This is a genomic window from Arthrobacter sp. MDT2-16 (assembly GCF_054510925.1).
In genome coordinates this window covers 255751-278615 of record NZ_JBTNDP010000001.1, presented here as the reverse complement: position 1 = coordinate 278615, position 22865 = coordinate 255751, and the positions used below count along the sequence as shown (strand labels likewise).

23 protein-coding genes and 2 tRNA genes are annotated in these 22865 nt (G+C 68.9%); 14 read left to right on the top strand and 11 right to left on the bottom strand.

Going from position 1 to position 22865, the window contains the following annotated elements:
- The first annotated feature begins 50 nt into the window (after positions 1–50).
- On the top strand, positions 51–491 hold the full coding sequence (locus ACX80N_RS01375; protein ID WP_459337988.1) for a MarR family winged helix-turn-helix transcriptional regulator: 441 nt from the start codon (positions 51–53) through the stop codon (positions 489–491).
- Positions 492–546: 55 nt separating this feature from the next.
- Here ACX80N_RS01375 and ACX80N_RS01370 read toward each other — a convergent pair whose 3' ends face one another.
- Positions 547–978, bottom strand: a complete 432-nt coding sequence (locus ACX80N_RS01370; RefSeq protein WP_105033017.1) for a DUF1810 domain-containing protein — start codon at positions 976–978, stop codon at positions 547–549.
- Positions 979–1069: 91 nt separating this feature from the next.
- Between ACX80N_RS01370 and trxA the strand changes: the two genes are divergently transcribed.
- The gene (gene trxA / locus ACX80N_RS01365; RefSeq protein ID WP_459337987.1) at positions 1070–1456 is read left to right on the top strand and encodes a thioredoxin; all 387 of its coding nucleotides are present in this window, start codon (positions 1070–1072) and stop codon (positions 1454–1456) included.
- 82 nt (positions 1457–1538) lie between these two features.
- Here trxA and ACX80N_RS01360 read toward each other — a convergent pair whose 3' ends face one another.
- Both ACX80N_RS01360 and ACX80N_RS01355 read right to left on the bottom strand, forming a co-directional pair.
- Positions 1539–1829 carry a putative quinol monooxygenase gene (locus tag ACX80N_RS01360; RefSeq protein ID WP_105033015.1) on the bottom strand — a complete coding sequence of 97 codons (291 nt, stop codon included), beginning with the start codon at positions 1827–1829 and terminating at the stop codon, positions 1539–1541.
- A gap of 9 nt (positions 1830–1838) precedes the next feature.
- Positions 1839–2813 carry a DNA-3-methyladenine glycosylase family protein gene (locus tag ACX80N_RS01355; RefSeq protein ID WP_459337986.1) on the bottom strand — a complete coding sequence of 325 codons (975 nt, stop codon included), beginning with the start codon at positions 2811–2813 and terminating at the stop codon, positions 1839–1841.
- Positions 2814–2923: 110 nt separating this feature from the next.
- On the opposite strand from ACX80N_RS01355, the gene ACX80N_RS01350 reads away from it, so the two are divergent.
- On the top strand, positions 2924–4204 hold the full coding sequence (locus tag ACX80N_RS01350; RefSeq protein ID WP_459337985.1) for a CapA family protein: 1281 nt from the start codon (positions 2924–2926) through the stop codon (positions 4202–4204).
- Here the strand turns inward: ACX80N_RS01350 and ACX80N_RS01345 are convergent.
- Together ACX80N_RS01345 and ACX80N_RS01340 are read right to left on the bottom strand one after the other, a co-directional pair.
- On the bottom strand, positions 4201–5283 hold the full coding sequence (locus ACX80N_RS01345) for a tartrate dehydrogenase (RefSeq protein ID WP_459337984.1): 1083 nt from the start codon (positions 5281–5283) through the stop codon (positions 4201–4203). The two genes, ACX80N_RS01350 and ACX80N_RS01345, sit on opposite strands and share 4 nt — an antisense overlap.
- A 40-nt stretch (positions 5284–5323) precedes the next feature.
- On the bottom strand, positions 5324–6487 hold the full coding sequence (locus ACX80N_RS01340; protein ID WP_459337983.1) for an SLC13 family permease: 1164 nt from the start codon (positions 6485–6487) through the stop codon (positions 5324–5326).
- Positions 6488–6610: 123 nt separating this feature from the next.
- Here ACX80N_RS01340 and ACX80N_RS01335 point away from each other — a divergent pair, with 123 nt between their 5' ends.
- Together ACX80N_RS01335 and ACX80N_RS01330 are read left to right on the top strand one after the other, a co-directional pair.
- Positions 6611–7987 carry a cystathionine beta-synthase gene (locus ACX80N_RS01335; protein ID WP_459337982.1) on the top strand — a complete coding sequence of 459 codons (1377 nt, stop codon included), beginning with the start codon at positions 6611–6613 and terminating at the stop codon, positions 7985–7987.
- A 24-nt stretch (positions 7988–8011) separates the two neighbouring features.
- Positions 8012–9172 carry a cystathionine gamma-synthase gene (locus ACX80N_RS01330; protein ID WP_459337981.1) on the top strand — a complete coding sequence of 387 codons (1161 nt, stop codon included), beginning with the start codon at positions 8012–8014 and terminating at the stop codon, positions 9170–9172.
- Between the two features lie 51 nt (positions 9173–9223).
- Here ACX80N_RS01330 and ACX80N_RS01325 read toward each other — a convergent pair whose 3' ends face one another.
- The 3 genes from ACX80N_RS01325 to ACX80N_RS01315 form a co-directional block, all read right to left on the bottom strand.
- A complete protein-coding gene (locus tag ACX80N_RS01325) occupies positions 9224–10780 on the bottom strand; it encodes a sulfatase-like hydrolase/transferase (RefSeq protein WP_459337980.1) in 1557 nt (518 codons plus the stop codon).
- A 169-nt stretch (positions 10781–10949) separates the two neighbouring features.
- Complete coding sequence (locus tag ACX80N_RS01320) at positions 10950–11366, bottom strand: hypothetical protein (protein ID WP_459337979.1); 417 nt, start codon at positions 11364–11366, stop codon at positions 10950–10952.
- Positions 11367–11375: 9 nt separating this feature from the next.
- On the bottom strand, positions 11376–12581 hold the full coding sequence (locus tag ACX80N_RS01315) for an amidohydrolase (protein WP_105033007.1): 1206 nt from the start codon (positions 12579–12581) through the stop codon (positions 11376–11378).
- A 147-nt stretch (positions 12582–12728) separates the two neighbouring features.
- Here ACX80N_RS01315 and ACX80N_RS01310 point away from each other — a divergent pair, with 147 nt between their 5' ends.
- From ACX80N_RS01310 to ACX80N_RS01275, 8 genes are all read left to right on the top strand, one after another.
- Positions 12729–14084, top strand: a complete 1356-nt coding sequence (locus tag ACX80N_RS01310) for a glycosyltransferase 87 family protein (RefSeq protein ID WP_459337978.1) — start codon at positions 12729–12731, stop codon at positions 14082–14084.
- Positions 14084–15688 carry an ATP-binding protein gene (locus ACX80N_RS01305; protein ID WP_459337977.1) on the top strand — a complete coding sequence of 535 codons (1605 nt, stop codon included), beginning with the start codon at positions 14084–14086 and terminating at the stop codon, positions 15686–15688. Before ACX80N_RS01310 ends, ACX80N_RS01305 begins: the two co-directional genes overlap by 1 nt.
- Positions 15685–16359 (top strand): response regulator, encoded by a 675-nt coding sequence (locus ACX80N_RS01300; protein WP_459337976.1) that lies wholly within the window; start codon positions 15685–15687, stop codon positions 16357–16359. The genes ACX80N_RS01305 and ACX80N_RS01300 overlap by 4 nt, the downstream gene beginning before the upstream one ends.
- A gap of 43 nt (positions 16360–16402) precedes the next feature.
- The gene (locus ACX80N_RS01295) at positions 16403–17068 is read left to right on the top strand and encodes an MOSC domain-containing protein (protein ID WP_459337975.1); all 666 of its coding nucleotides are present in this window, start codon (positions 16403–16405) and stop codon (positions 17066–17068) included.
- A gap of 328 nt (positions 17069–17396) precedes the next feature.
- The gene (locus tag ACX80N_RS01290; RefSeq protein WP_240615239.1) at positions 17397–19313 is read left to right on the top strand and encodes a DEAD/DEAH box helicase; all 1917 of its coding nucleotides are present in this window, start codon (positions 17397–17399) and stop codon (positions 19311–19313) included.
- A gap of 127 nt (positions 19314–19440) precedes the next feature.
- Positions 19441–19512 (top strand) — tRNA-Thr (locus ACX80N_RS01285).
- Between the two features lie 54 nt (positions 19513–19566).
- Positions 19567–19640 (top strand) — tRNA-Met (locus tag ACX80N_RS01280).
- Between the two features lie 154 nt (positions 19641–19794).
- Entirely contained in the window at positions 19795–20040 is a 246-nt protein-coding gene (locus tag ACX80N_RS01275; protein ID WP_459337974.1) for a helix-turn-helix domain-containing protein, read from the top strand.
- Between the two features lie 185 nt (positions 20041–20225).
- Here ACX80N_RS01275 and ACX80N_RS01270 read toward each other — a convergent pair whose 3' ends face one another.
- Positions 20226–20501, bottom strand: coding sequence for a hypothetical protein (locus ACX80N_RS01270; RefSeq protein ID WP_105033000.1), 276 nt, complete (start codon positions 20499–20501; stop codon positions 20226–20228).
- Between the two features lie 296 nt (positions 20502–20797).
- Between ACX80N_RS01270 and ACX80N_RS01265 the strand changes: the two genes are divergently transcribed.
- The gene (locus ACX80N_RS01265; RefSeq protein ID WP_459337973.1) at positions 20798–20953 is read left to right on the top strand and encodes a hypothetical protein; all 156 of its coding nucleotides are present in this window, start codon (positions 20798–20800) and stop codon (positions 20951–20953) included.
- Positions 20954–20962: 9 nt separating this feature from the next.
- On the opposite strand, the gene ACX80N_RS01260 is transcribed toward ACX80N_RS01265, so the two are convergent.
- Both ACX80N_RS01260 and ACX80N_RS01255 read right to left on the bottom strand, forming a co-directional pair.
- Positions 20963–21439 carry a DUF7793 family protein gene (locus ACX80N_RS01260; protein ID WP_105032999.1) on the bottom strand — a complete coding sequence of 159 codons (477 nt, stop codon included), beginning with the start codon at positions 21437–21439 and terminating at the stop codon, positions 20963–20965.
- A gap of 596 nt (positions 21440–22035) precedes the next feature.
- A complete protein-coding gene (locus ACX80N_RS01255; RefSeq protein WP_459337972.1) occupies positions 22036–22464 on the bottom strand; it encodes a class F sortase in 429 nt (142 codons plus the stop codon).
- Positions 22465–22865 lie beyond the last annotated feature (401 nt).

Below are 22865 nucleotides of genomic sequence, written 5' to 3'. Positions count from 1 at the left end.
GCGACATCGCACCTTGCCGTCGCGGCGCAGAAATGTTAGGCTGCCTAACTATGAACTCTTCCGCGACGGACGTCCGACTGCTGGCCCTCGCGCAGTCCTTCCGCACGACGCTGCGCCACGCCGTGTACCTCAGCCGTTCCATGGACGGCGACGGGGAGCTGACGACCATGCAGATGAGCACGCTCAGCATGGCCGCGGAGGAGCCCCTCCGCGTGAGCCGTGTCGCCGCGAACCTCGGGATCCGGGTGCCGTCCGCCACCGAGCAGATCATCAAGCTCGAGCAGGCAGGACTGGTCAGCCGGGGGTCGGACCCCACCGACTCGCGCGCCGTCCTCGTGCAGCTCACGGAGAGGGGCCGCGAGGCGTGGGAGGCGGCCAGCCGGCGGCGCAACGAGCTCGTAGCCGCCCTGCTCGACCAGCTCGACGACGACGACCGCGCCACGCTCGCCGCGGCCCTGCCGATCATCGACAGGCTCAACGCCACGGGCTGAACCGCCGCGCGGCGCCCGCGGGTCACTCCCTCCGCGGGCCTGCCACGCATCCGCGTCACCCTGCCAGGATCGAGGTCGTCGCCCCGTCCTCCTCGCCGGCGAAGTAGCGGTCCAGGACGGCCGTGAACCACGGCTCCTGGGGTGCGGCCCGGCCGAAGAGCGTCATGGAGGACTGCAGTTTGCGGGCGTCGATCCCGCCGAGCACTGCGACCGGATCGCTGCCGTCCAGATTGAGGAGCGCGTGGACGCTCTCCATCAGCCGGGGCCCGAGCACCGGGTGCGAGAGGTAGGCGCGCGCCTCGTCGAGGGACGCCACGGCGTACCGTACGGAGGTCGGGCTGCTCCCGAGCCCGGCGATCTGGGGGAAGACGAACCACATCCAGTGGCTCGTCTTGCGGCCGCGCTGCAGCTCGGCCAGGGCCTGGTCGTAGGTGCCGTGCGCGTCCTGCGCCTCGACGAACCGTGCCAGATCGTGCGGGTCCTCCACGTGTGCCTCCGGGTATCTCTCGAGCGTGCGTATTCTTCATCGGTAGCGAACAGGCCTGACAAGGGCATGGTGGGGTCGCTAGCGTTAAGGGATGTCGACAATCAATATCACCGAGGCAAGCTTCCCGGAAACCATCGAAGGCAACGACATCGTGTTCGTTGACTTCTGGGCCGACTGGTGTGGGCCGTGCAAGCAGTTCGCGCCGGTGTACGACGCCGTGTCGCAGCAGCACGAGGACGTCACCTTCGCGAAGGTGGACACCGAGGCCGAGCAGTCGCTCGCCGCGGCCGCCGGGATCACCTCGATCCCCACGCTCATGGCGTTCCGCGAGAAGGTCCTCGTCTTCTCGCAGCCCGGTGCCCTCAACGCGACCCAGTTCGGCGAACTCGTCGATGCCGTCAAGGGCCTGGACATGAAGGCCGTCCACGAGCAGATCGCCCAGCAGCAGGAGGGCGCCTCCGCCCCCGACGCGCAGTAGAGGCGCTGTAGACGCGCTCACGCCGTCCCGGGAACCGAGAAGCCCCGCACTCACCGAGTGCGGGGCTTCTTCCGTGCTGCCGTCAGGCCGCCTGGTCCGAGCGGACCACCTCCGCGGGCCGGGCGAGCAGTGCGCTGAGGGATTCGCCGAGGTCCTGGACGGCGGGTCCGCGCAGGTGTGTGTCCAGCAGCTCGGTGGACTCCCACTGCTCGGTCAGGACGATGCGGTCCTGCTGTGCGTCGGTGATCTCGTAGCGGATGCACCCGGGCTCCTGCACCACCTGCTCGATGGCGATGTCCAGGGCGAGCTTCACGCGGAAGAACTCGCCGTCGAGCGGGGTGAACACTGCGGTGACGTCTACTGGTCGGCTCATGCTCCAACCCTAGCGGTGGCGATGATCCTCGGGGGTCAGGCGCGGCCCGTAGGCCTGCTTGCGGAACCCGCTCGCGTACAGGGAGCGGACCACGCGCTGCCGCTGTCCCTTCCACGGCCTGAGCAGCTCGATCATCCCGGCGTCGTCGGTGCGGCGTCCCGTGAGCGCCGCGCCCACGTAGGCCGCCAGGTGGTAGTCACCCACGGAGATGGAATCGGGGCAGCCGTGCGTCCGCTGTATCACCTCCGCGACGGTCCACACGCCGATGCCGGGAACCGACCGCAGGCCCGCCCGCACTGTGTCACCGCCGGGCTGGGAGCCGAGGCGTTCGAGGCCGCTGGCCACGAGGGCGGCCTTGAGGATGGTGGTGGAGCGCTTCGCGTCGACGCCGGCCTTGTGCCACTCCCAGGAAGGGATGCGGCGCCACTGCTCGGGCGTCGGGGGGAGGCGGAGCCCCGCGGGCGCGCATTCCCCGGCACCGGGAGCGGGATCCCCGTAGCGGGTCAGCAGGTAACGCCACGAGCGCTTCGCCTCGAGGTTGGTGACCTTCTGCTCGAGGATCGCCCTGACGATCGTGTCCAGCATGCGGCCCGACGCGGGCAGGCGCAGTCCCGGGTTGAGGTACCGGCCCTTGCGGGCGAGGTCGGGCAGTGTCGCCGCGAACGCGGCGCTGTCGAACGCGCTCCAGTCGTCGTCCGCGCCGAGCAGGCGCGGCACCGACTCGAGGGCGCGCGCCGCCCCGGGTCCCCACGCCGTCGCCTGGACCCGGCAGCCGTTGAGCGGGCCGCGCTGCCGCAGGGCCAGGGTGACGGGCCCGTCCGCGGTGCGGTACGCGAGCCAGTGGTCGGGGCCCTGGACGATGAAGGAGGGGTCGTACGGCCCGCACTGCAGGGTGCCGACCGTTCCCGCGAGGTTGTACGGGCCGTCGGGGGTCCACTCCGCGGCCTCGGCACCCGACGGCACGACGGCGGGGGCGATGGTCATGCGTCCAATGGTGTCACGGTGCGCGGGTCCGGCAGAGCGCCCACGGCGTGTCCCGCCTCGCCTTCCCGGGAGTAGCATCGGGCATCCGGTGGAATCGTGAGGACCAGCAGATGGCCGAGTCACGCAGGGGTGGAGCGAGTGGCTCCTCCCTGCCTGCGGCCGGGCAGCGGCGTCACCTCCCGGGGACGGGCATACGTGTTGTCGTCCTCCTGTGGTCGGTCCTGCTGTGCGGCGGGTGCCCGGGGAACGGGGCCGAGGACGCCCGACAGAGCCCGGCACCACCGGCGGAGGCCCGGGACCTGGCGTCGCCGGCGCCCACGCCGACCCCGATGCCGTCTCCCGTCGCCTGCACGGACTGCGTCAGTGTCGTCCTCACGGGCGACCTCCTCGTGCATCCCCAGCTGTGGGACCAGGCCGCAGTGGACGCGGCCGCGACGGGTGGGTATCCGCTCGATTTCGAGCCGCTGCTCGCGGGGCAGCGCCCCTACCTCTCGGCCGCCACCCTGGGCATCTGCCACCTCGAGACGCCCGTGGCCTCGGCCGGAGGACCGTTCGCGGGGTACCCGCGGTTCAACGTCCCCCCGCAGATTGTCGGCGCCGCCAGGGAGGTCGGCTACGACGCCTGCACCACGGCCAGCAACCACTCCCTGGACCAGGGCACGGAGGGCGTGGAGCGGACGCTTGTCGCCCTGGAGGCGGCGGGCCTCGACCACACCGGGTCCTACGCCGGCGCCGCGGACGCGCAGGAGATCCTGATCCTCGACCTGCCGGAGGCACGGGTGGCGGTCATCGCAGCCACCTACGGACTGAACGGGCTCGTCGCCGACCAGCCCTGGCGGGTGGACATGCTCGACGCACCGGCGATGATCGCGAAGGCCCGGGCCGCCAGGGCCCAGGGCGCGGACATCGTGCTCGCGGCACTGCACGCCGGGGACGAATACGCCTCGGTCCCCAACGCACAGCAGACCGAGGTGGCACGTGCGCTCGCCGACAGCGGGCAGGTGGACTTCGTCTACGGACACCACACCCACTCGGTCCTGCCCATCGAGAGGTACAACGGCAGGTGGATCGTGTACGGGCTGGGGAACGGGGTGACGGAGCTGTCCCCGACCTACGCGGTCAACAACGAGGGCCTGATGGTCAGGGCCCGCTTCAGCCGGGACGACGGGGGGACCTGGACGGTCTCCGGGCTCGACTGGTTGCCGTCCCTCATCGTCGCCGGGCCCTATCGCTGGTGTTCGCTCGCCCCCGACCGGCCCGTCGGCGCGTGCTCGTCACCCGAGCACGAGGCAGCCGTCCGGGAGCGCACGCGCAGCGTGGTCGAGTCCCTCGGCGCAGCCGGGGCAGGAGCCCGCCAGTGGGAGCTCTCCGCCGAGGGCACGGGGCGCTAGGAGGTCCCAGCGACGGCGGACGCGATCGTCGCACCCAGCGACGCCGTCGTGCCCGTTCCTCCGAGGTCCCGGGTCAGTGCCCGGCCGCCGGTGGCGAGCACCGACTCGATCGCCGCGAGGATCCCGGCCGCGGCCTCCGTCTCGCCGAGGTGCTCCAGCATCATGGACGCACTCCAGATCTGTCCCACCGGATTCGCGATGCCCCGGCCCGCGATGTCCGGGGCGGACCCGTGAACCGGCTCGAACAGGCTCGGGAAGGTGCGGTCGGGGTTGATGTTGCCGCTGGGTGCCACGCCGATGGTCCCGGTGCAGGCGGGCCCGAGGTCGGAGAGGATGTCGCCGAAGAGATTGCTGGCCACGACGACATCGAACCAATCGGGGTGGAGCACGAAGTTCGCGCACAGGATGTCGATGTGGAACTTGTCGGTGCGGACGTCGTCGTACCCCGCCGCCATCGCCTCCACCCGCTCGTCCCAGTAGGGCATGGTGATGGAGATGCCGTTGCTCTTCGTCGCCGAGGTCAGGTGCTTCTTCTCCCGCTTCCGCGCGAGGTCGAAGGCGTACCGGAGGATCCTGTCCACCCCCGTGCGCGTCATGACGGTGTCCTGGATCACCGTCTCGCGGTCGGTACCCTCGAACATCCTGCCGCCCACGCTCGAGTACTCGCCCTCGGTGTTCTCGCGGACCACGTAGAAATCCACGTCGCCCGGCTCCCGGCCCGCCAGCGGGCTCGTGATCCCCGGCAGCAGGCGCACGGGGCGCAGGTTGACGTACTGGTCGAAGTGGCGCCGGAACTGCAGCAGGCTGCCCCACAGGGACACGTGGTCCGGGACCACATCGGGCCATCCCACCGCACCGAAGAAGATCGCGTCGAAGCCCCGTAGCTCCTCGAACCAGCCGTCGGGCAGCATCTGCCCGTGCTTTAGGTAGTACTCGGCACTCGCGTAGTCGAACTCGACGGCGTCCACCGCGAACCCGTACCTGTCCGCCGCCGCCCGGAGCGACCGCAGCCCCTCCGGCATGACCTCCTTGCCGATCCCGTCGCCCGCGATGACCGCGATCCTGTAGGTGTTCGTCATGGTCGGGTCTCCTCGTCGACGGGCGGCATGTCGTTCCAGCCTAGGCTCCCGCTCCCAGCACCCACAGCACCACCACGGCCGCCGGCAGCACCACGGCGGTGACCAGCAACCCGGCCACGGCGAACGGCACCCACCGGATGGTGATGCCGAGCGAGCGGAGCCGTTCGGCCCAGAGCAGCGTCGCGAGCGAGCCCCACGGCGTGACGAGCGGCGCGAGGTTCACCCCGATCAGCAGCGCTGCGAGGCGCAGCGGGGACCCGGCCACCGGTTCCAGGGCGAGGTAGGCCGGAAGATTGTTCACTGCGTTGGCGCCGGCCGCACCGACGGCGGCGAGCCGCAGCAGGTCCGTCAACCCCTCCCCCTCCCCGGCGAGCGGCGAGACGAAGGCGTCCAGCCCCTGCGCGTGCGCTGCGGTGACGAGCACGAAGAGGCTGAGGGCGAGCAGGAGCGGTTTGACGGGAATCAGCCGGATGGTCAGCACGTCCCGCCATCGGATCGCGAAGAGGACGGCCAGGACGACGGCGGCCGCGCTCGCGCTCAGGGCCACGGGGATGCCGCTGACCAGGGCGGGGAGGAGGAGCGCGAGGACGGCGTAGCCGCAGCGCAGCAGCACCCGGTCCTCGGCCGCGCGCGGTGGTGCGGGGGAGAAGCTCCCGGAGAGCTGACGCCGGAACAGCAGGTACAGGACGAGGCACGGCAGGGCGACGCCGACGATCGCCGGTCCGTGGACCAGACCCGCGAACGCGGCCGGACTCAGCTGCAGCTCCTCCTGTACGAGCAGGTTGGTGAGATTGGACACCGGGAGGAGCAGCGACGCCGTGTTGGCGAGCCACACGATCGTGATGGCGAACGGCAATGGCGGCAATCCCGCCCGACGCGCGAGGAGCACCACGAGCGGCGTGAGCAGGACCGCCGTCGTGTCCAGCGAGAAGAAGACGGTGCAGGACACGGCAAGGAGCACCGTGACGAGCCACAGTGCGAGGACGCGGCCGCGCGCGAGGCGTGCCGAGGCCGAGATCACCCGTTCGAAGACCCCGGCGTAGAACAGGAGGTCCGTGACGACGGTCATCGCGGTCACGAAGAGCAGGATCGGCCAGATCCGGGTCCACAGCTCCGCGAGGTCGGGGCCGGGCAGCAGCCCGCCGACCACGCAGGCCACCGCGAGGGCCGGCAGGACCGCACGCAGGGCGGTGCGACGAGTCAAGGGCTCCTCCGTTTCGCGGGAAAGTATCGCACGATCATCGGGGTGGCAGGCGTAGCGCCTTCCGCGTCCCACGGCGTAACGGCGGCGCGGGAGGACACGGCGCCAGCCGGTAGCGTTGTACCCATGAGATACGCCAATTCCATCGTTGACCTGATCGGCAACACCCCGCTGGTCAAGCTCAACTCCGTCACCGAGGGCATCAGGGCCACCGTGCTCGCGAAAGTCGAATACCTCAATCCAGGCGGGTCGGTGAAGGACCGCATCGCGGCGAAGATCATCGACGCCGCGGAAGCCGAGGGCAGGATCAAGCCCGGTGGCACCATCGTGGAACCGACCTCGGGCAACACCGGCGTGGGGCTCGCCCTCGTGGCCCAGCAGCGCGGCTACAAGTGCGTCTTCGTGGTGCCGGACAAGGTGGGCGAGGACAAGCGCAACGTCCTGAAGGCCTACGGCGCGGAGGTCGTGGTCACCCCCACCGCCGTCTCACCCGACAGCCCCCAGTCCTACTACGGCGTGTCCGACCGCCTGGTCCGCGAGATCCCCGGTGCATACAAACCCGACCAGTTCTCCAATCCCAACGGCCCGCTCAGCCACTACGAGACCACCGGCCCCGAGATCTGGAACGACACCGACGGCACGCTGACGCACTTCGTGACCGGCGTGGGCACCGGCGGCACGATCACCGGCACCGGCCGCTACCTCAAGGAGGTCTCGGCGGACCGCGAGGTCGGCCCGGTGCGCATCATCGGCGCCGATCCGGAGGGCTCCATCTACTCGGGCGGCACCGGGCGCCCCTACTTCGTCGAGGGCGTCGGCGAGGACATGTGGCCCGACTCCTACGACCCTTCAGTTCCCGACGAGATCCTCGCCGTCACCGACGCCGAGAGCTTCGAGATGACCCGGCGCCTCGCCCGCGAGGAGGGCCTGCTGGTCGGCGGCTCGTGCGGCATGGCCGTCGTCGCCGCGCTGCGCGTCGCGAAGGACCTCACCGAGGACGACGTCGTGGTGGTGCTCCTGCCCGACGGCGGCCGCGGCTACCTCGGCAAGATCTTCAACGACGACTGGATGAGCTCCTACGGCTTCCTGGACAGCGGCGAGGAAGCCAGCGTCGGCGAGGTGCTGCGCACGAAGAACGGGTCGCTGCCGGACCTGGTGCACACGCACCCCGCAGAGACCGTGCGCGACGTCATCGCGATCATGGACCAGTACGGCGTCTCCAACATCCCCGTGCTGTCGCAGGAACCCCCCGTGAAGTTGGGAGAGGTACTGGGCTCGGTGCATGAGCGGTCCCTGACCGCGAAGATCTTCCACGGCGAGGCGAAGCTGACGGACAAGATCTCCGAGCACATGGATGCGAAGCTGCCCCTCATCGGGTCGCTCGAATCCGTCGCCACTGCACGCGAGCGCCTCCGGGACAGCGACACGCTGATGGTGACGTCCGTCGGCTCGCCGGTGGGAATTCTTACGCACCACGACTTGCTGACATACATGAGCAAGTAACCACCACCGGATTCCAGGAGCATCGTGACCCACTCCGCCCAGGGCTTCAACACCCGCGCCGTCCACGCCGGCCAGACCCCCGATCCCGCCACGGGAGCGGTGATCCCGCCCCTGTACCAGACCACCACCTTCGCGCAGGACGGCATCGGCCGGCTGCGCAACGGCTACGAGTACGGCCGTGGCGGCAACCCGACCCGCGACGCGCTGCAGGTGCAGCTCGCCGCGCTCGAGGGCGGCAAGCACGCGTACAGTTTCTCGTCGGGACTTGCCGCCGAGGACGCCCTGATCCGGGCCGCCCTCCGCCCGGGCGACCACATCGTCCTCGGCAACGACGCGTACGGTGGCACCTACCGCCTGATCGACCGCGTCCTGTCCCAGTGGGGCATCACCAACACCGCCGTCGACATGGCCGACCCCGACGCCCTCCGGGCCGCCATCGCCGCGAACAACACGAAGATGGTGTGGGTCGAGACGCCGTCGAACCCGATGATGAAGATCACCGACATCGCCGCGACGGCCCAGCTCGCGCACGACGCCGGTGCCCTCCTCGTAGTCGACAACACCTTCGCGTCGCCCTACCTGCAGCAGCCGCTCACGTTCGGCGCCGACGTCGTCGTGCACTCGACCACCAAGTACATCGGCGGCCACTCGGACGCCAGCGGCGGTGCCGTGGTGGTGGACGACGACGAACTGGCCGAGAAGATCGGCTTCGTGCAGTTCGCCGTGGGCGCCGTCTCCGCGCCGATGGAGGCCTGGCTCACCACGCGCGGGTTGAAGACCCTCGGAGTCCGCATGGACCGTCACTCCTCCAACGCGACGGCGGTCGCGCGCTGGCTGCTGCAGCAGGACGAGGTGGAGCGCGTCTACTACCCCGGACTGCCGGAACACCCGGGCCACGAGCTCGCCTCGGCACAGATGAAGGACTTCGGCGGCATGATCTCCGTGACCTTCAAGGGCGGTGCCGAGGCCGCGAAGAAGGTCGCCGAGTCCACGCACGTCTTCCTGCTCGCCGAATCCCTGGGCGGCATCGAGTCGCTCATGAACTACCCGTCCGACATGACGCACGCCTCCGTCAAGGGCACCGAGCTGGCGGTACCGGAGAACCTCATCCGGCTGTCCGTCGGCATCGAGGACATCGAGGACCTGATCGGGGATCTCGAGCAGGCCCTCTCGGCCCTGCGCTAGGCCCCTACGGCGAAAGGCCCCTCCTTCGGGAGGGGCCTTTCGTGTGTCGTGCTACTGCGTGGCGGCCCCGGTCGCCCACGCCTCCGCGTAGAACGCGGGGGAGTGCGAGTCCAGCAGTTCGTCGTACAGCACCGGGTCCAGCGCCTGGGCGGAACCGTCCGGGACCGTCGGGACGAAGGCGGACACCCCCAGCCCTGCCTCGGAATCCTCCAGTGTCAGGCCGGCGGCCTCCAGGATCGTGGGGTACATATTCAGCTGGTCCACGCCGGGGCGCAGTGCGACGTCCTCGTCCCCGCCCGGGACGCGGATCCGGTTGAAAATGGTGCGGTTGTCGTGGTGGTCGAGCTGCGCGTGGAAGGCGTCGCCGGCACTCATGTGCTTGAGGTGGTCGCCCATGATCACCACGGCGGTGTCCTCGAGGTACCCCTTCGCCTCCATGTGCTCCACGAACCCGGCCACCTGGGCGAGGGAGCAGGCGAACACGGAGGTGACCTCCTGCTGCGTGTCCACGGTGCAGGAGGGGTAGACGTGCACCGGCTCGTGGGTGTCCAGCGTCAGCAGGGAGAGGTTGAACGGCCGGCCGGTCCGCTCCGATCCGGCGTGCAGCCGGTCGATCTCGTCCTTGGCGTGAGCCAGGAGACGTTCGTCGCTCAAGCCCCAGTCGCTGCGGAAGTTCTCCTCCGCCTCTCCGGCGGCGCGCCACTCGGAGAGGCCCTTCACCTGGGAGTAGCCGTGGCTGCGCAGGAACGTGTCCTTCCCTGCGAAGGAGGAGTTGGCGCCACCCAGGAAGACGCTGGTGTAGCCGTGCGTCTCCAGGACGTCGCCCAGGCAGGTGGCCCCACCGAGGTAGGTGTCGGTCTCGCCGTCGAGCTCATCGGTGGTATCGCCGCTGCTCGAGGAGCCGGTGCCCTTCAGCGGGACGCCGCACTGCGTGGCGGTGAGGCCCGCCATCGTCCAGCCGCCGCCCTTGTACTGCCGGAGGTCCTCCACGCTCTGCCAGCCCTCCGCGGCCGGAGTGGACTGCTTCAGGGAGGCGAAGGCGTCCTTCTCGAAGAGCTGGTCGTCCGCGAGGGTGGCCTCGCCGGACTCGAGGTAGATCAGCACGAGGTTGCGCCGGTCCTCGTCGCTGGTGACGGCGGGTTCCACGTAGTAGTCGCCGAGGTCGTGCTCGGAGTTCGCCGCTTCGATGTAGTCCCTCATGCCCACGGCGGTGGCGAAGGCAGTGGTGCCGCCCACGACGACAGCCCCCACCAGCGCGGTGGAGACGGAGCGCATGAGCCAGGGGGAGCGACGGGGACCTGCGCCGTCGCCGGCCAGGCGGCGCTTGCGGCGCCGCCGGTGCTGCCAGAGTGCGATCGCCGAGGTGAGGAACAGGGGAGCGACGCCGACCGCCAGGATACCGGTCCACACGATTGCTCCGCCCCCGCCGTCGGTCTCCACGGAGACGAGGTTCAGGAGCATCTGGCTCACGGAGATCTGACCCCAGTAGAGGTGGATGCCGATGGCGGCGCTGAGCAGTGCGAGCCCCGCCCAGATCAGGACGTAGACCACGATGCCGCCCAGGACGACGCCGCCCCGTCGGGTCGCGGAAAGAATCCGGCCAGCCACTGCACCACCTCGCGTTCGCGATGTCCGGTGCTCCCCGAACACCCTCTCCATCCGACCCGTCCCCGGAGCGCATGAGAGCCCAGTAGCGCTCTGCTACTCGTTCAACACCAATTTACCCGTTGTCCACCGGCTGTTCATTGACGGGTCGGCTCGGGGATGCAGCCGCGGGTCAGCGCGCGCCCGGCAGGCGGAAGCGCTTCCTGGCCTTCGGCTCGGTCAGCTGGAAGTAGTCGCTGCTCTGCGGCAGCCACATGAGCAGCATCGCGACCAGCATCGCCCCGGCGATCAGGGACAGCCCGGGCGTCCCGCGCACGATGATCGGGACGCCGACGATGATGCCGATGGTGCTCAGGACCTCCCGGGCGCTCCTCCTGCCCCGCCGCAGCGGGAGCAGGAGGAGCAGCTGGAGGACGGCGAGCGCCCCGAAGAGCGCACCGAGTCCGATGAACCCCGCGCGGTCGAGGTCCTGCACGGCGGCCGAGGTGATGAACGTGCCCGCTGCGACGAGCAGGAGCAGCGCGACCGCGAGCCACAGGACGATCGCGGCGCGCAGCGTGAACGGCCGCGGTGGCAGGGGCTTCGGCAAGGGTGGCGCCTAGCCCCGAGGAGCGACGGTGCCGCTGCGGGTCTCGACGTCGTAGGAGTAGACCTCCGTGCCGCTGATCCACACCTGCAGGGCGCGCTGCATGACGTCGAGCGGGTCGCCGCTCCACAGCACCAGGTCCGCGTCCTTGCCGACGGCGAGCGACCCGAGGCGGTCGGCGAGCCCGAGGACCTTCGCGGGGTTGATCGTGATCGAGCGCAGCGCCGTCTCCCGGTCCAGGCCCTCCTTGATCGCCAGGGTGGCCTGGTGCACCAGGAAGTTGATCGGGATGACGGGGTGGTCGGTGATGATCGAGATCTCCACACCCGCCCGCGCGAGCTTGCCCGGGTTGGCGATCGAGCGGCCGCGCAGCTCCACCTTGGACTTCGTGGTGAAGAGGGGGCCGATCAGCACGGGGGTCCCGCGTTCCGCCAGCACGTCGCCGAGCAGGTGCGCCTCTGTGCCGTGGTCGAGGACGAGGTCGTACCCGAACTCGTCGGCGATGCGCAGGGCTGTCGCGATGTCGTCCGCGCGGTGTGCGTGCTGGCGCCAGGGGATCTCGCGGCGCAGCACCATGGCGAGTGCCTCGAGGTGCGGATCACGGGCGTTGTCCTCGGCCTTGCCCATGTAGTTCTGGGCCTTCATGAACGCCTCGCGGATCACGAGCGCCGTGCCGAGGCGGGTGGACGGCATCTTGTTCTTGGCACCGTACACGCGCTTGGGGTTCTCGCCGAGGGCGGACTTCAGGCCGCTGGGGGAGCGGAGCACCATCTCCTCGAGGTAGCGTCCGTGCGTGTGGAGGGCGACGGCGAGGCCGCCGATCGGGTTGCCGGAACCGGGATTCACGTTGACCGTGGTCACGCCGCCGGCGAGGGCGTCGTCGAACCCGGGGTCGTAGGGGTTGATGGCGTCGATCGCGCGGACGCCGGCCGTGTTCGGCTCGGTCATCTCGTTGGTGTCGTCGCCGGCCGCGCCCTCACCCTCCTCGTGCGTGCCGAGGTGGACGTGCGCGTCGACGAAGCCGGGGAGCAGCCACTTGCCACCCGCGTCGATGACGTCGGCGCCGTCGGGTACCGCGACCGACGCACCGAGGGCGGTGATGCGGCCGTCCTCGACGACGACGGTGCCGTCGAACGGCTCGCCGTCAATCGGGACGACGTGCGCGTTCGTGATGGCTGTGGCGCGCGCGGGGGGAGTGGTTCCGCTGGGGGAGGGCATGGGTGCATGGGCCTTTCACGGGAGGGCAGGGTGATTTCCAACATACCGCGCACCCGGGAGGTGGCCCGGCGCCATGCCTACACTGGATGAGCCGTTCCCGGGCCCCCACCGGGCCGGTACGAGCACCACGTCCTCCGGAAGGAAAGTATGAGCCAGCGCAGCAACCCGGCGACCGTCCGGGCGCTGGGCCTCGTCGCCTCCGTGATCGTGGCCGCGGCGCTCGGCCTCTGGGCCTTCGCCTGGGCCGACTTCATCGGTCTCGACTTCCGGGTCTACCGGATGGGCGGGCAGTCGGTGGTCGACGGCGACGGCTCGCTCTACACGCGGTCCTTCGGTGAGGGCAAGGGCTCGCTCCTGTTCACGTATCCGCCGTTCGCGGCTCTGGCGTTCACCGTCCTGACGCTCGTGAGCGCCGAGACCGGGGCCCTGCTCTTCGTAGGTCTGTCCGTGCTCATCGCGGCCGCCACGTCCCTGCTCGTCATGCGGTACCTCGGCGGCTTCCGTGCCCTGCGGGACGTGGTGGCGCACCCCACGGCGCTGCCGCTGGCCGTCGCAGGGACCGGCCTGGTCTGCCTGCTCGGGCCGTGGCGGGAGACGATGGCCTTCTCCCAGGTCAACATCCTGCTCTTCGCGATGATCGCCGCCGACCTCCTCTCGGGGCCTCACCGGAGGATGCCGACGGGCCTGCTCACCGGGATCGCCGCCGGCATCAAGCTGACACCCCTGGTCTTCGGTCTGTACTTCCTCGTGCGCGGCGAGTGGAAGCAGCTGTTCACCATGGGGGCGGGATTCTTCGGCACCATCGCGATCGGTTTCCTCCTCCTGCCGGCCGAGTCGACGACGTACTGGCTGCAGATGCTGCGCGACACGGGGCGGATCGGCGGCGAGGGCTATGTCGACAACCTCTCGGTCCGCGGCGCCATCCTCCACTTCCTGGGGCCCGATTTCCCCTCCACCCTCCCGTGGCTCGTGGTCTCCCTCCTGCTCGTCGCGGCCACCGCGTACATCATCCGGACCTCGACGCGGCGCGGGGACCGGTTCCTGCCCATCGCGATGACGGCGCTGCTCATGCTGCTCATCTCGCCCATCTCGTGGTCCCACCACTGGGTGTGGATCGTGGTGGTCCTGGCGGTCCTCGCCGGCCAGGCCGGCGGGCTGCCCGCCGAGCTGCGGGCGTACCGGACGACGGCGGCCGCCCTCTTCGTGGTGACCCTCCTGGTCTTCATCTACTCTCCGAAGACGATCGGCCTGCTGTTCGGTGCCGGGGACCTCAATTCCCAGCTGACCACCGGCTGGCTCATGGCCTCCAGCGCAGGAGTGTTCTGCGCGCTCGCGATCACGGTCTTCTGGGTCCTGCTGTCACGCACGCTGCAGGCCCGGCCCGGTGCGGGGACCGTCGAGGGGGGATCAGCAGCCGGAGCCAGGGCGCCCCTGCCGGCCGGGCGGACGCGGGCGACCGCCATCGGACACCACCCCGACGTCCCCGGCCCCCGCACCCTCTGATGGACCCGGCGGCCCGGCGCACCCTCGCGGCTCCCGTCAGCCGACCGCGCGTCGTCGCGGGCTGCGCCGTCGCGCTCGTCCTGCCCCTGCTGCTCGAGGCAGCAGTGTTCTCGGCGGGCAACTCGCTGCTCGCCGTCGACGTCCTCTTCCAGCTCGCGGGCGTCATCGCCGTCGCGCTGATCGGAGGGCTCTGGTCCGCGCTGCTGGCAGCGCTGTGGAGCAGCGTCATCCTGAACTACACCTCCACGGAGCCCTTCGGCTCGCTCGAGATCTCCGATCCCGAGAACGTGATCACGGTGCTGATCTTCATCGCCGTCGCGGTGACGGTGTCGCTGGTCGTCGGGCTCTCGGCACGCCGCTCGCGCGAAGCGGTCCTGGCCCAGCAGGAGGCCGGGTTGCTCGGTGAGTTGGCGCGGGGGGCCCTGGCGGAGGAGGACACGCTGCAGGGTTTCCTGCGCCACGTCCAGAGCCAGTTCGACGTCGATGCGGTGGCCCTGTTCGGACCGGCACAACCGGCGGGCGACGACGCCGGCGGCCCGGCGGCACCAGCAGGCGCGATGAAGCGTACGGCCCTCGCCGTCCGCGCCGAGGACGCGCCGCCACGCAGTGGGGAGAGCGGGCCGCCGCCCAGCAGCACCCGGCCGGGTCGGGAGGCGACCGCGCACCCACGCAGCGGGAGCACCGTCCGTCCCCACCCCGGGGCCCCGGCCGACCGCTGGACCCTGGAGCGCGCCACGACCACGGAGCCGGTCGACGGCGGTTTCGTCCTCGCGCTGTACGGACATCAGCTGTCGGCACGGGATCGCGGCCTGCTCACCGCCTTCGCCGGGCAGCTGCGGTCGATGCTCCAGCGCCAGGAACTCCTCGCGAGCACCCGGACCAACCGCAGGCTCGTCGAGGGCAACGTCATGCGCACGGCGATCCTGCGCTCGGTCTCCCACGACCTCCGCACCCCGCTGGCCGGCATCAAGCTCGCCGTGAGCAGCCTCCGTTCGCCGGACGTCACCTTCTCCCCGGAGGACGAGGACGAGCTGCTCGCGACCATCGAGGACTACTCCGACCGGCTCGACGCGCTGGTCAACAACCTGCTCGACATGTCGCGCATCACGGGTGATGCCGTGAACCCGCACGTGCGCCCGCTGCGCTGGTCCGACGTCGTCGGGCCAGCGCTCGCGAACGTGTCCGGGGACCGCGTCCGCGTCACGATCCCGCCGAACCTGCCGGCCATCGAAGCCGATCCCGGTCTGCTGGAGCGCGTGCTGGCGAACATCGTGGAGAACGCGGTGAAATACGCGCCCGACGCGCCGATCGAGGTGACCGCGTCCGTCGGAGGCACCGGCAAGGCCCTCGTCAACGGTTTCCCGGCCAGCGAGCTGCGGGTGATCGACCACGGGCACGGTGTGTCCAGGGACGACGTCGCTGCCATGTTCCGCCCGTTCCAGCGCCTCGACGACGCCCCATCGGGAGCCGGTGTGGGGCTCGGCCTGGCCGTGGCCAAGGGGTTCACCGAGGTGATGGGCGGAGTGCTCGACGCCGAGCAGACGCCGGGCGGCGGCCTGACCCTCGTGATCCGCCTGCCCATCTCGACGGGAGCCGGCCGGTGACCCGCGTCCTGGTGGTCGACGACGAACCGCAGCTCCTCCGCGCGCTCGAGATCAACCTGCGCGCCTACGGCTACCAGTGCGTGACGGCGGTCGACGGCGAGACCGCCCTGGCGGCGGCGTCCGAGCACCATCCGGACATCATCGTGCTGGACCTGGGGCTGCCCGACCTCGACGGCGTGGAGGTCATCCGCCGGATCCGTGGCTGGTCCCAGGTGCACATCATCGTGCTGTCGGCCCGGCACGGGTCACAGGACAAGGTGGAGGCCCTCGACGCCGGCGCCGACGACTACGTGACGAAGCCCTTCGGCCTCGACGAACTGCTGGCGCGGCTCCGGGCGGCAGCACGGCGGGCCGCCGTCCAGGCCGATGCGCCCGTCATCGAGACCCCCGACTTCACCCTCGACGCCGGGGCGCGGCGCGTGGTCAGGGACGGGAAGGACGTCCGGCTGACGCCCACCGAGTGGAAGATCGTCGACCGGCTGATCGCGCACCCGGGCAGGCTCGTCTCCCAGCAGCAACTGCTGCTGGACGTGTGGGGGCCCGCCTACGCCAAGGACGTGCAGTACCTCCGCGTCTACATGGCGCAGCTGCGCAAGAAGCTCGAGCGCGACCCGGGCGCCCCCCGCTACTTCGTCACCGAGAGCGGTATGGGCTACCGCTTCGAACCGTGACAGGGCGGACCGCGAGCGCGCGACGCCGCATAGGATGGTCGCCATGACCACTGGCACCCTCCTGGCAGTCTGTCGCGTGCACGAGTTGCTGCCCACGAAGGACGCCACCGGCGTGACGGCCATCGACAAGCGCCCGGTCGAGGGCCCGGTGAACGTGCATCCGCTGGGGCTCACCGGCGACATCCAGGCCAGCCGCAAGCACCACGGCGGTGCCACGAAGGCCCTCTACGCCTATGCGCAGGACGACGCCGATTTCTGGGCCCGCGAACTGGGACGCGACGTCCGGCCGGGCCTCTTCGGGGAGAACCTCCGGGTGGCAGGGATCGACGCCTCCCGGGCCGTGATCGGTGAGCGCTGGGCCGTCGGTGAGCAGGTGGTGCTCGAGGTGACCATGCCGCGTACCCCCTGCGTGAATTTCGCGCGGTACCTGGGGGAGCGGTCATGGGTCCGGCGCTTCGCCGAGGCCAACCGCGTGGGCACGTACCTCAGTGTCGTGACGAAGGGCAGCATCACGGCGGGCGATGCCATCCGCCGGGTCGTCGTCCCCGCCCACGGCATCACGGCTGCCCAGGTGTACGGGGGCCTCGACGAGGAACAGGCCCGTACCCTGCTCGATGCCGCGGCCGCGGGACACTTCGCCCTCACCCCGCAGGTGCGCAAGGCGGCCCTGCAGGGGCTGAGGACGTCGCAGGTGGCCCCTTCGGCCTGACGTGCCGAACATCACCTGTCCGTGGTCGTCCCCGGTCCGCGGATGGAGCGGGTGTGCCGTAGACTTGTTCCATCCCCCACACCGGTATTCCCTTTACGTCCGCCCCTTGGGCCGGATTGGTTGTGTTGGGGCTCGGAGCGCAGACTCGCGAGCAGATTCATCAGGGAGCGCCGGCTAGAAGAAAAGTCACACATCACTGCTGAGAGAGCAGCGAGCAGGTGTGGCAGGAAGTCCTGCCGCGGGATTGAAACAGTGCCGGATTTCTATGTTCATTCGGCCCTGCGGTCTCCCGCCAGGCCGTCCGGCACCTACCTGGAGGACTCTTCCCGTGCCTGAAAACCTGTCCGAGAACACCACCGACATCACTCCTGACGCCGAGTCGACCGCAGCGGTTCCCGCCGTCGAGTCCGACGACGCCGTCACCGTCCGCTTCACCGACCTGAACCTCGACGGCCGCGTCCTCGCGGCCCTGTCCGACGTCGGTTACGAGACGCCCTCGCCCATCCAGGCCGCCACGATCCCCGCGCTGCTCGAGGGCCGGGACGTCGTCGGCCTCGCGCAGACCGGTACCGGCAAGACCGCCGCGTTCGCCATCCCCGCGCTGTCGAAGATGGCCGAGCTCGCCGACGTCAACGGCGGCCCCAGCAAGAACACGCAGGTCCTGGTGCTCGCACCGACCCGTGAGCTCGCACTGCAGGTGGCCGAGGCCTTCACGTCCTACGCCAAGCACATGGAGGGCTTCACCGTCCTGCCCGTCTACGGTGGATCGCCCTACGGTCCCCAGCTCACCGGGCTGCGCCGCGGTGCGCAGGTCGTCGTGGGCACCCCCGGCCGCGTGATCGACCACATCGAGAAGGGATCACTGGATCTCTCCAACCTCGAGTACGTGGTGCTCGACGAGGCCGACGAGATGCTGCGCATGGGCTTCGCCGAGGATGTCGAGAAGATCCTCTCCTCGACGCCGGCGGAGAAGCAGGTTGCACTGTTCTCCGCGACCATGCCCCCCGCCATCCGCCGCATCGCCAAGAAGTACCTGAACGATCCGGCCGAGATCTCGGTCAAGGGCAAGACCACGACGGGCACCAACACGCGCCAGCGCTACCTGCAGGTCATGGGCCCGCACAAGCTGGACGCGATGACCCGCATCCTCGAGGTGGAGGATTACGACGGCATCATCGCCTTCGTCCGCACCAAGATGGCTACCGAAGACCTGGCGGACAAGTTGCGTTCACGGGGCTTCTCGGCTGCAGCCATCAACGGAGACATCCCCCAGCAGCAGCGTGAGCGCACCGTCGAGGCCCTGCGTGAAGGCAAGATCGATATCCTCGTCGCCACGGACGTCGCCGCCCGTGGCCTCGATGTGGAGCGCATCTCGCTCGTCGTGAACTACGACATCCCGCACGACACCGAGTCCTACGTGCACCGCATCGGCCGTACGGGCCGTGCGGGCCGTTCGGGCGACGCGATCCTCTTCATCACGCCGCGCGAGAAATACCTGCTGCGTTCGATCGAGAAGGCCACGCGCCAGCCCGTCGAGCAGATGCAGCTGCCCTCCACGGCAACGATCAACGAGCTGCGCCTCGGCAAGTTCGCGGAGAAGATCACGCAGACGCTCGCCACGGAGGACGTGTCCCTGTTCCGCGAACTGATCGCGAACTACGAGCAGGAGCACGACGTGCCCGCTGCGGAGATCGCTGCTGCACTGGCCGTCATGGCGCAGGGTGGCCAGCCGATCCTCGTGCAGGACATCCCTGTGGCGCCCGCCGGGCAACGTGAGCGCTCCGAGGGCCGCAAGGACGCGTTCGGGTCGCGTGGCCCCACGCGCACTCTCACCGAGGGCAACGCCACCTACCGCATCGCGGTGGGTCGTCGCCAGCGCGTGATGCCGGGCTCGATCGTCGGTGCCATCGCGAACGAGGGCGGTATCTCGTCCGCGCAGATCGGCGGCATCGACATCCGTGCGGACCACAGCCTGGTGGAGCTGCCGGCTGACCTCTCCAAGGACCAGCTGCGTGCGCTGTCCAAGACGCGCATCGGTGGCGAGCTCATCCACCTCGAGCTCGACAAGGGCCGCAAGCCCGCAGGCAACCGCGGTGCGGGCGAGTTCAAGAAGCCCTTCAAGAAGGATTTCCCGAAGCGCGACGGCGACACCCGGTTCTCGGGCGAGGCGAACCGCAAGCCCCGCCAGGGCAAGGGTGCCGGAGCCGGCTCGGGACGTTCCAGCGCCCAGTCCGAGCAGTGGTAGGACCTAGCTGACCAACCCCGTCGGGACCGTGCCCCACCCAGGCCCGACGCGGGATCAGGGGTCCGTCCTCCGGGGCGGCTGTCGATTTCGCACCAGCGGCAGGGTACTGGTAAAGTTTCTTGCTGTTGCCCCCCTAGCTCAGTGGTAGAGCGCGTTCTTGGTAAGAACGAGGTCACCGGATCGATTCCGGTGGGGGGCTCATGAATGAGGGGCCCGTGACGATCCTAGGATCGGTGCGGGCAACCTCATTTAGGGCGGTGTAGCTCAGCTGGTTAGAGCGCACGACTCATAATCGTGAGGTCGTGGGATCGAGTCCCACCACCGCTACAGCAAAGACCCCCGGAATCCGCCAGATTCCGGGGGTCTTCTTGTATCTCACTCGATTGAACGGCGCGTCGGAAACCCTGAGGCGCGAGATCCGCCTTCGCTCGTTTCCTTGCCAATAGGCGATGCGGTGCCCGGGAGCTGGGATGCTGGGTACATGACAGACCACCCCGTCGAGGAGCAGCCCAGGCCGCTGCGGTTCCTCACCCTGCAGCAGGTCGCTGATGAGCTGAACACAAAGCACAACACCATCCGCGGACTTATCCAGTCAGGGGACCTGCCGGCTATCCAGATCGGCGGCCGCGGCCAGTGGCGCATCGAACGCTTCAAGCTCGAGGACTACATCGCCAGCGCCTACGCCAAGGCTCGCACCGATGTCGAGAAGGGCGAGGTACAGCCGTAATCGATCTGCAGCTCCAGGAACTGGCGGCCGAAGCGGAGGAGATACGGGATCCAGACGGGCCTCAGTGCCTGCTGAGGCCTGCGACCGGGAAGTGGTGCGGGAAGGGAAGGGGCGCTGGGTCCGCCCCTTCCCCTGTCAGAGCATGTCCCTCTCGCTACCAGTCCGCATTCCGTGAACGTCTCTGACTAGTGGTGCCCGGCTTCTGTGGTGCCGAACATCAGGGTTCGGCGTTGCACGTCGTAGTACACGGTCTCGGCGGTGGAGAGCAGGTCCTGGAGGTTGTCTGCATCATCGGCGTCGATGGTGAGAACTTCCTCCCATGCTCCCTGGTCGAGGACCAGTTGCAGGGTCCAGGAGCCGGGCTGGCCCGGGTCGCCGGCTACCCAGCTGAATTGGTAGTGGCTGAGTTGGCGGACCTTGATGCTGTCATCGGTGACGGGTTGATTCAGGTTCTGTGCCATGGTGGTTTCCTTCCTTGCACGCTCCACCTGGGGGCGGGCGCTGTGACCGGTTCGGACAGATACCAGGAGAGTCCCTTTGCAGTGCTGAGCGGATGGACTGGGCTCACCCGGATGCCCCCAAGGTAGTGCCGCCGCCGACGCTGGTAAACACCCGCGCATCGGGACCGGGGAATCCTTGACGCCGGGACAGTGGACACGTGTCGGCAAGCAAAGCCGGGGACCTGAGGTCTCTGGTCTGTTGCTCTGGTCAACGGCGCCGGGTAGTGGAAGGCTGAGGGGTCCTGAACGAGACGAGGTTGGTCGACGCGGTGAAGCGTGAGGACGCCCGGTCGTCCAGTACGGAGGATCCGAACAGCGAACCCGTCGACGTCGCAGAAGAACTCACCGTCAGCGGAACCCTCGTCGGCAGCATCCCCGAACTCAACACACCCGACGATCGTGAAGCGACATGAACCTGGTGCTCAGGTACCCGAATACGAGGGGAACGACTGAGGGCGGGTTCTGAAAGGGTCGAGGTCGATGGTGAGGCTGAGGGTGTGCTCGACCGGGTCCTGGCAGAGCGTGTCGTGCATGAGGCGCAACCATAGAAGTGCTTCGTCCTTGTCAGTGAAGTACTCGCAAGGGTAGACGGCGTGCTCGTACGGGGCGGACAGCATCCGATCCATGGGTGTGCTGCCGAGCATCGCAGCGACCAGGATGTTTCGGGCGGAGGAGAACACCCGCCGGGCCTCAGGTGAGACATCGATGGTCATACTCACGTCGACCAGGACGACGTACTGGCGGTGCTGGGTGAGTTCGAAGCTCTCGTGCAGAATCCTGAGGGCGTCCTCCTCCGTGATGCACATGGGCCGCGCCAGGGATACGAAGACCGCACACCTGTCCAGGCGCACGATCCGGTAGTCCCTGAAGTTCGTATTGGCTGCACTGATGCTGGTCATGGTTCTCCGGGGCAGGATCTGGTTCGGACCTCACCTTTTTCGATGCCAACCCAACACCAGCTCCGAGACCAGCCGGACGTCAAAGGATTCCCCATCCTAACCACAGGTGCGAAGGCCGCCGATTCGACCACAGGTGCACGGCTGTGAGCTCCACCCTTCGGGTTCCACCCGCCCCCAGTGGATGACCCTCCAACGAGCGGGTTGTAGATGCGAGGAACCGCTTTCACTTGTCGGACCAACCCCGTGGGGGAGACGGACCCGATTGCCCGCTGAATCGGGTTGTGGCCCCGCTGGAGTGCGTCTCGATGAACGATGGCGGTCTCAACCGGTCGCTCCGGTCGATCCAGCCGTTCTCAGCATCGGCGGGAAGTTCTATGTCCCTATCGTGTCTCATGTCGGTCATTCTCACCGAAACAGAAGAAAGCCTCTGACGAGCGTAAGGGGCATGGGACGGCAAGTATCAGGTACGCCAGGGTCGGCAGCCCGGCAGCGTACCCGCCGATGGCCGGTCTTGAACCCGACCTCTCAGCCTTTACTGTGCACAGTTCCCCTGAACCTGAGACCTGCACCCCTGTCGGTATAGAGCCGAGGCCATTTCAGGTGCTTTTGGGTAGGGCGGTGAGGACGACGTTCTTGCCCCAGGGATCTTCGGTGTAGCAGCTGATGAGGACGACACGGTGGGGGGTGACGTTCCAGATGTCGCTGTCTTTGAGGGTGTCTTTGTCGTGGGTGATGACCGATTCCACGACGTAGGTGATAGCGCCTCCTTGGGTTGTCAGGGTGAACTCGGAGCCGAGCAGGGATTTGTCGCTGAGTCGGTTGAAGGGGGCGTCCTTACCGTCCCAGCTGTGCCCGACGATGTAGGTGGTGTCAGCTGATTCGGGTCCCGGGGATCCGTAGGGGGTGAGCCAGTAGGCGTCGAGGGTGAGTGGGGGGACTAGTTGTTGCGATGCGAGTTCGGTCGCGCTGGGAGTCAGGGCCAGGATGGCCATGTCGATGTCTGCGGCCGGGAACTTCAGTGCCAAGGGTTGTGATGCCGACGCATCGTTCGAGAGTGTGGGAGTGGTTGGAGGAGCCTCGGGCGTTGGGGTCGACCCAGCAGCCGGCGATGAGATGTCACCCGTTGCAGGTTGTGCTGACCGGTCAGGTAGCGGATCGGTGGGGTTGGTTGTGCCGGGTTGTACGGGTGTTGCCGGGGCCGAGATGCTGCTGGACGGGTCTGTTCCGGGTGATCCCTCCGATGCGGCCGGCGGTATCACGGCAACAGCGAGGGCGAGTCCGGTTCCAGCAATCAGGGGCAACGCCAGCCAGCGCGGTCGGCGGGACTTGGCCGACCCGGGTGGAAGGGGGTTTCTCGCTTCCCGTTCATCTCGAATGTGGGGCTGCTGGGGTTGCTGCTCCATGGTGTCCTTGGCTCGTGGGTTTG

Coding starts and splice junctions, on each gene's coding strand:
- ACX80N_RS01260 (WP_105032999.1), bottom strand. CDS start 21,439: ATGACCAGCATCAGTGCAGCCAATACGAACTTCAGGGACTACCGGATC.
- ACX80N_RS01305 (WP_459337977.1), top strand. CDS start 14,084: ATGGACCCGGCGGCCCGGCGCACCCTCGCGGCTCCCGTCAGCCGACCG.
- ACX80N_RS01335 (WP_459337982.1), top strand. CDS start 6,611: ATGAGATACGCCAATTCCATCGTTGACCTGATCGGCAACACCCCGCTG.
- trxA (WP_459337987.1), top strand. CDS start 1,070: ATGTCGACAATCAATATCACCGAGGCAAGCTTCCCGGAAACCATCGAA.
- ACX80N_RS01345 (WP_459337984.1), bottom strand. CDS start 5,283: ATGACGAACACCTACAGGATCGCGGTCATCGCGGGCGACGGGATCGGC.
- ACX80N_RS01350 (WP_459337985.1), top strand. CDS start 2,924: ATGGCCGAGTCACGCAGGGGTGGAGCGAGTGGCTCCTCCCTGCCTGCG.
- ACX80N_RS01315 (WP_105033007.1), bottom strand. CDS start 12,581: ATGCCCTCCCCCAGCGGAACCACTCCCCCCGCGCGCGCCACAGCCATC.
- ACX80N_RS01295 (WP_459337975.1), top strand. CDS start 16,403: ATGACCACTGGCACCCTCCTGGCAGTCTGTCGCGTGCACGAGTTGCTG.
- ACX80N_RS01355 (WP_459337986.1), bottom strand. CDS start 2,813: ATGACCATCGCCCCCGCCGTCGTGCCGTCGGGTGCCGAGGCCGCGGAG.
- ACX80N_RS01275 (WP_459337974.1), top strand. CDS start 19,795: ATGACAGACCACCCCGTCGAGGAGCAGCCCAGGCCGCTGCGGTTCCTC.
- ACX80N_RS01375 (WP_459337988.1), top strand. CDS start 51: ATGAACTCTTCCGCGACGGACGTCCGACTGCTGGCCCTCGCGCAGTCC.
- ACX80N_RS01270 (WP_105033000.1), bottom strand. CDS start 20,501: ATGGCACAGAACCTGAATCAACCCGTCACCGATGACAGCATCAAGGTC.
- ACX80N_RS01360 (WP_105033015.1), bottom strand. CDS start 1,829: ATGAGCCGACCAGTAGACGTCACCGCAGTGTTCACCCCGCTCGACGGC.
- ACX80N_RS01310 (WP_459337978.1), top strand. CDS start 12,729: ATGAGCCAGCGCAGCAACCCGGCGACCGTCCGGGCGCTGGGCCTCGTC.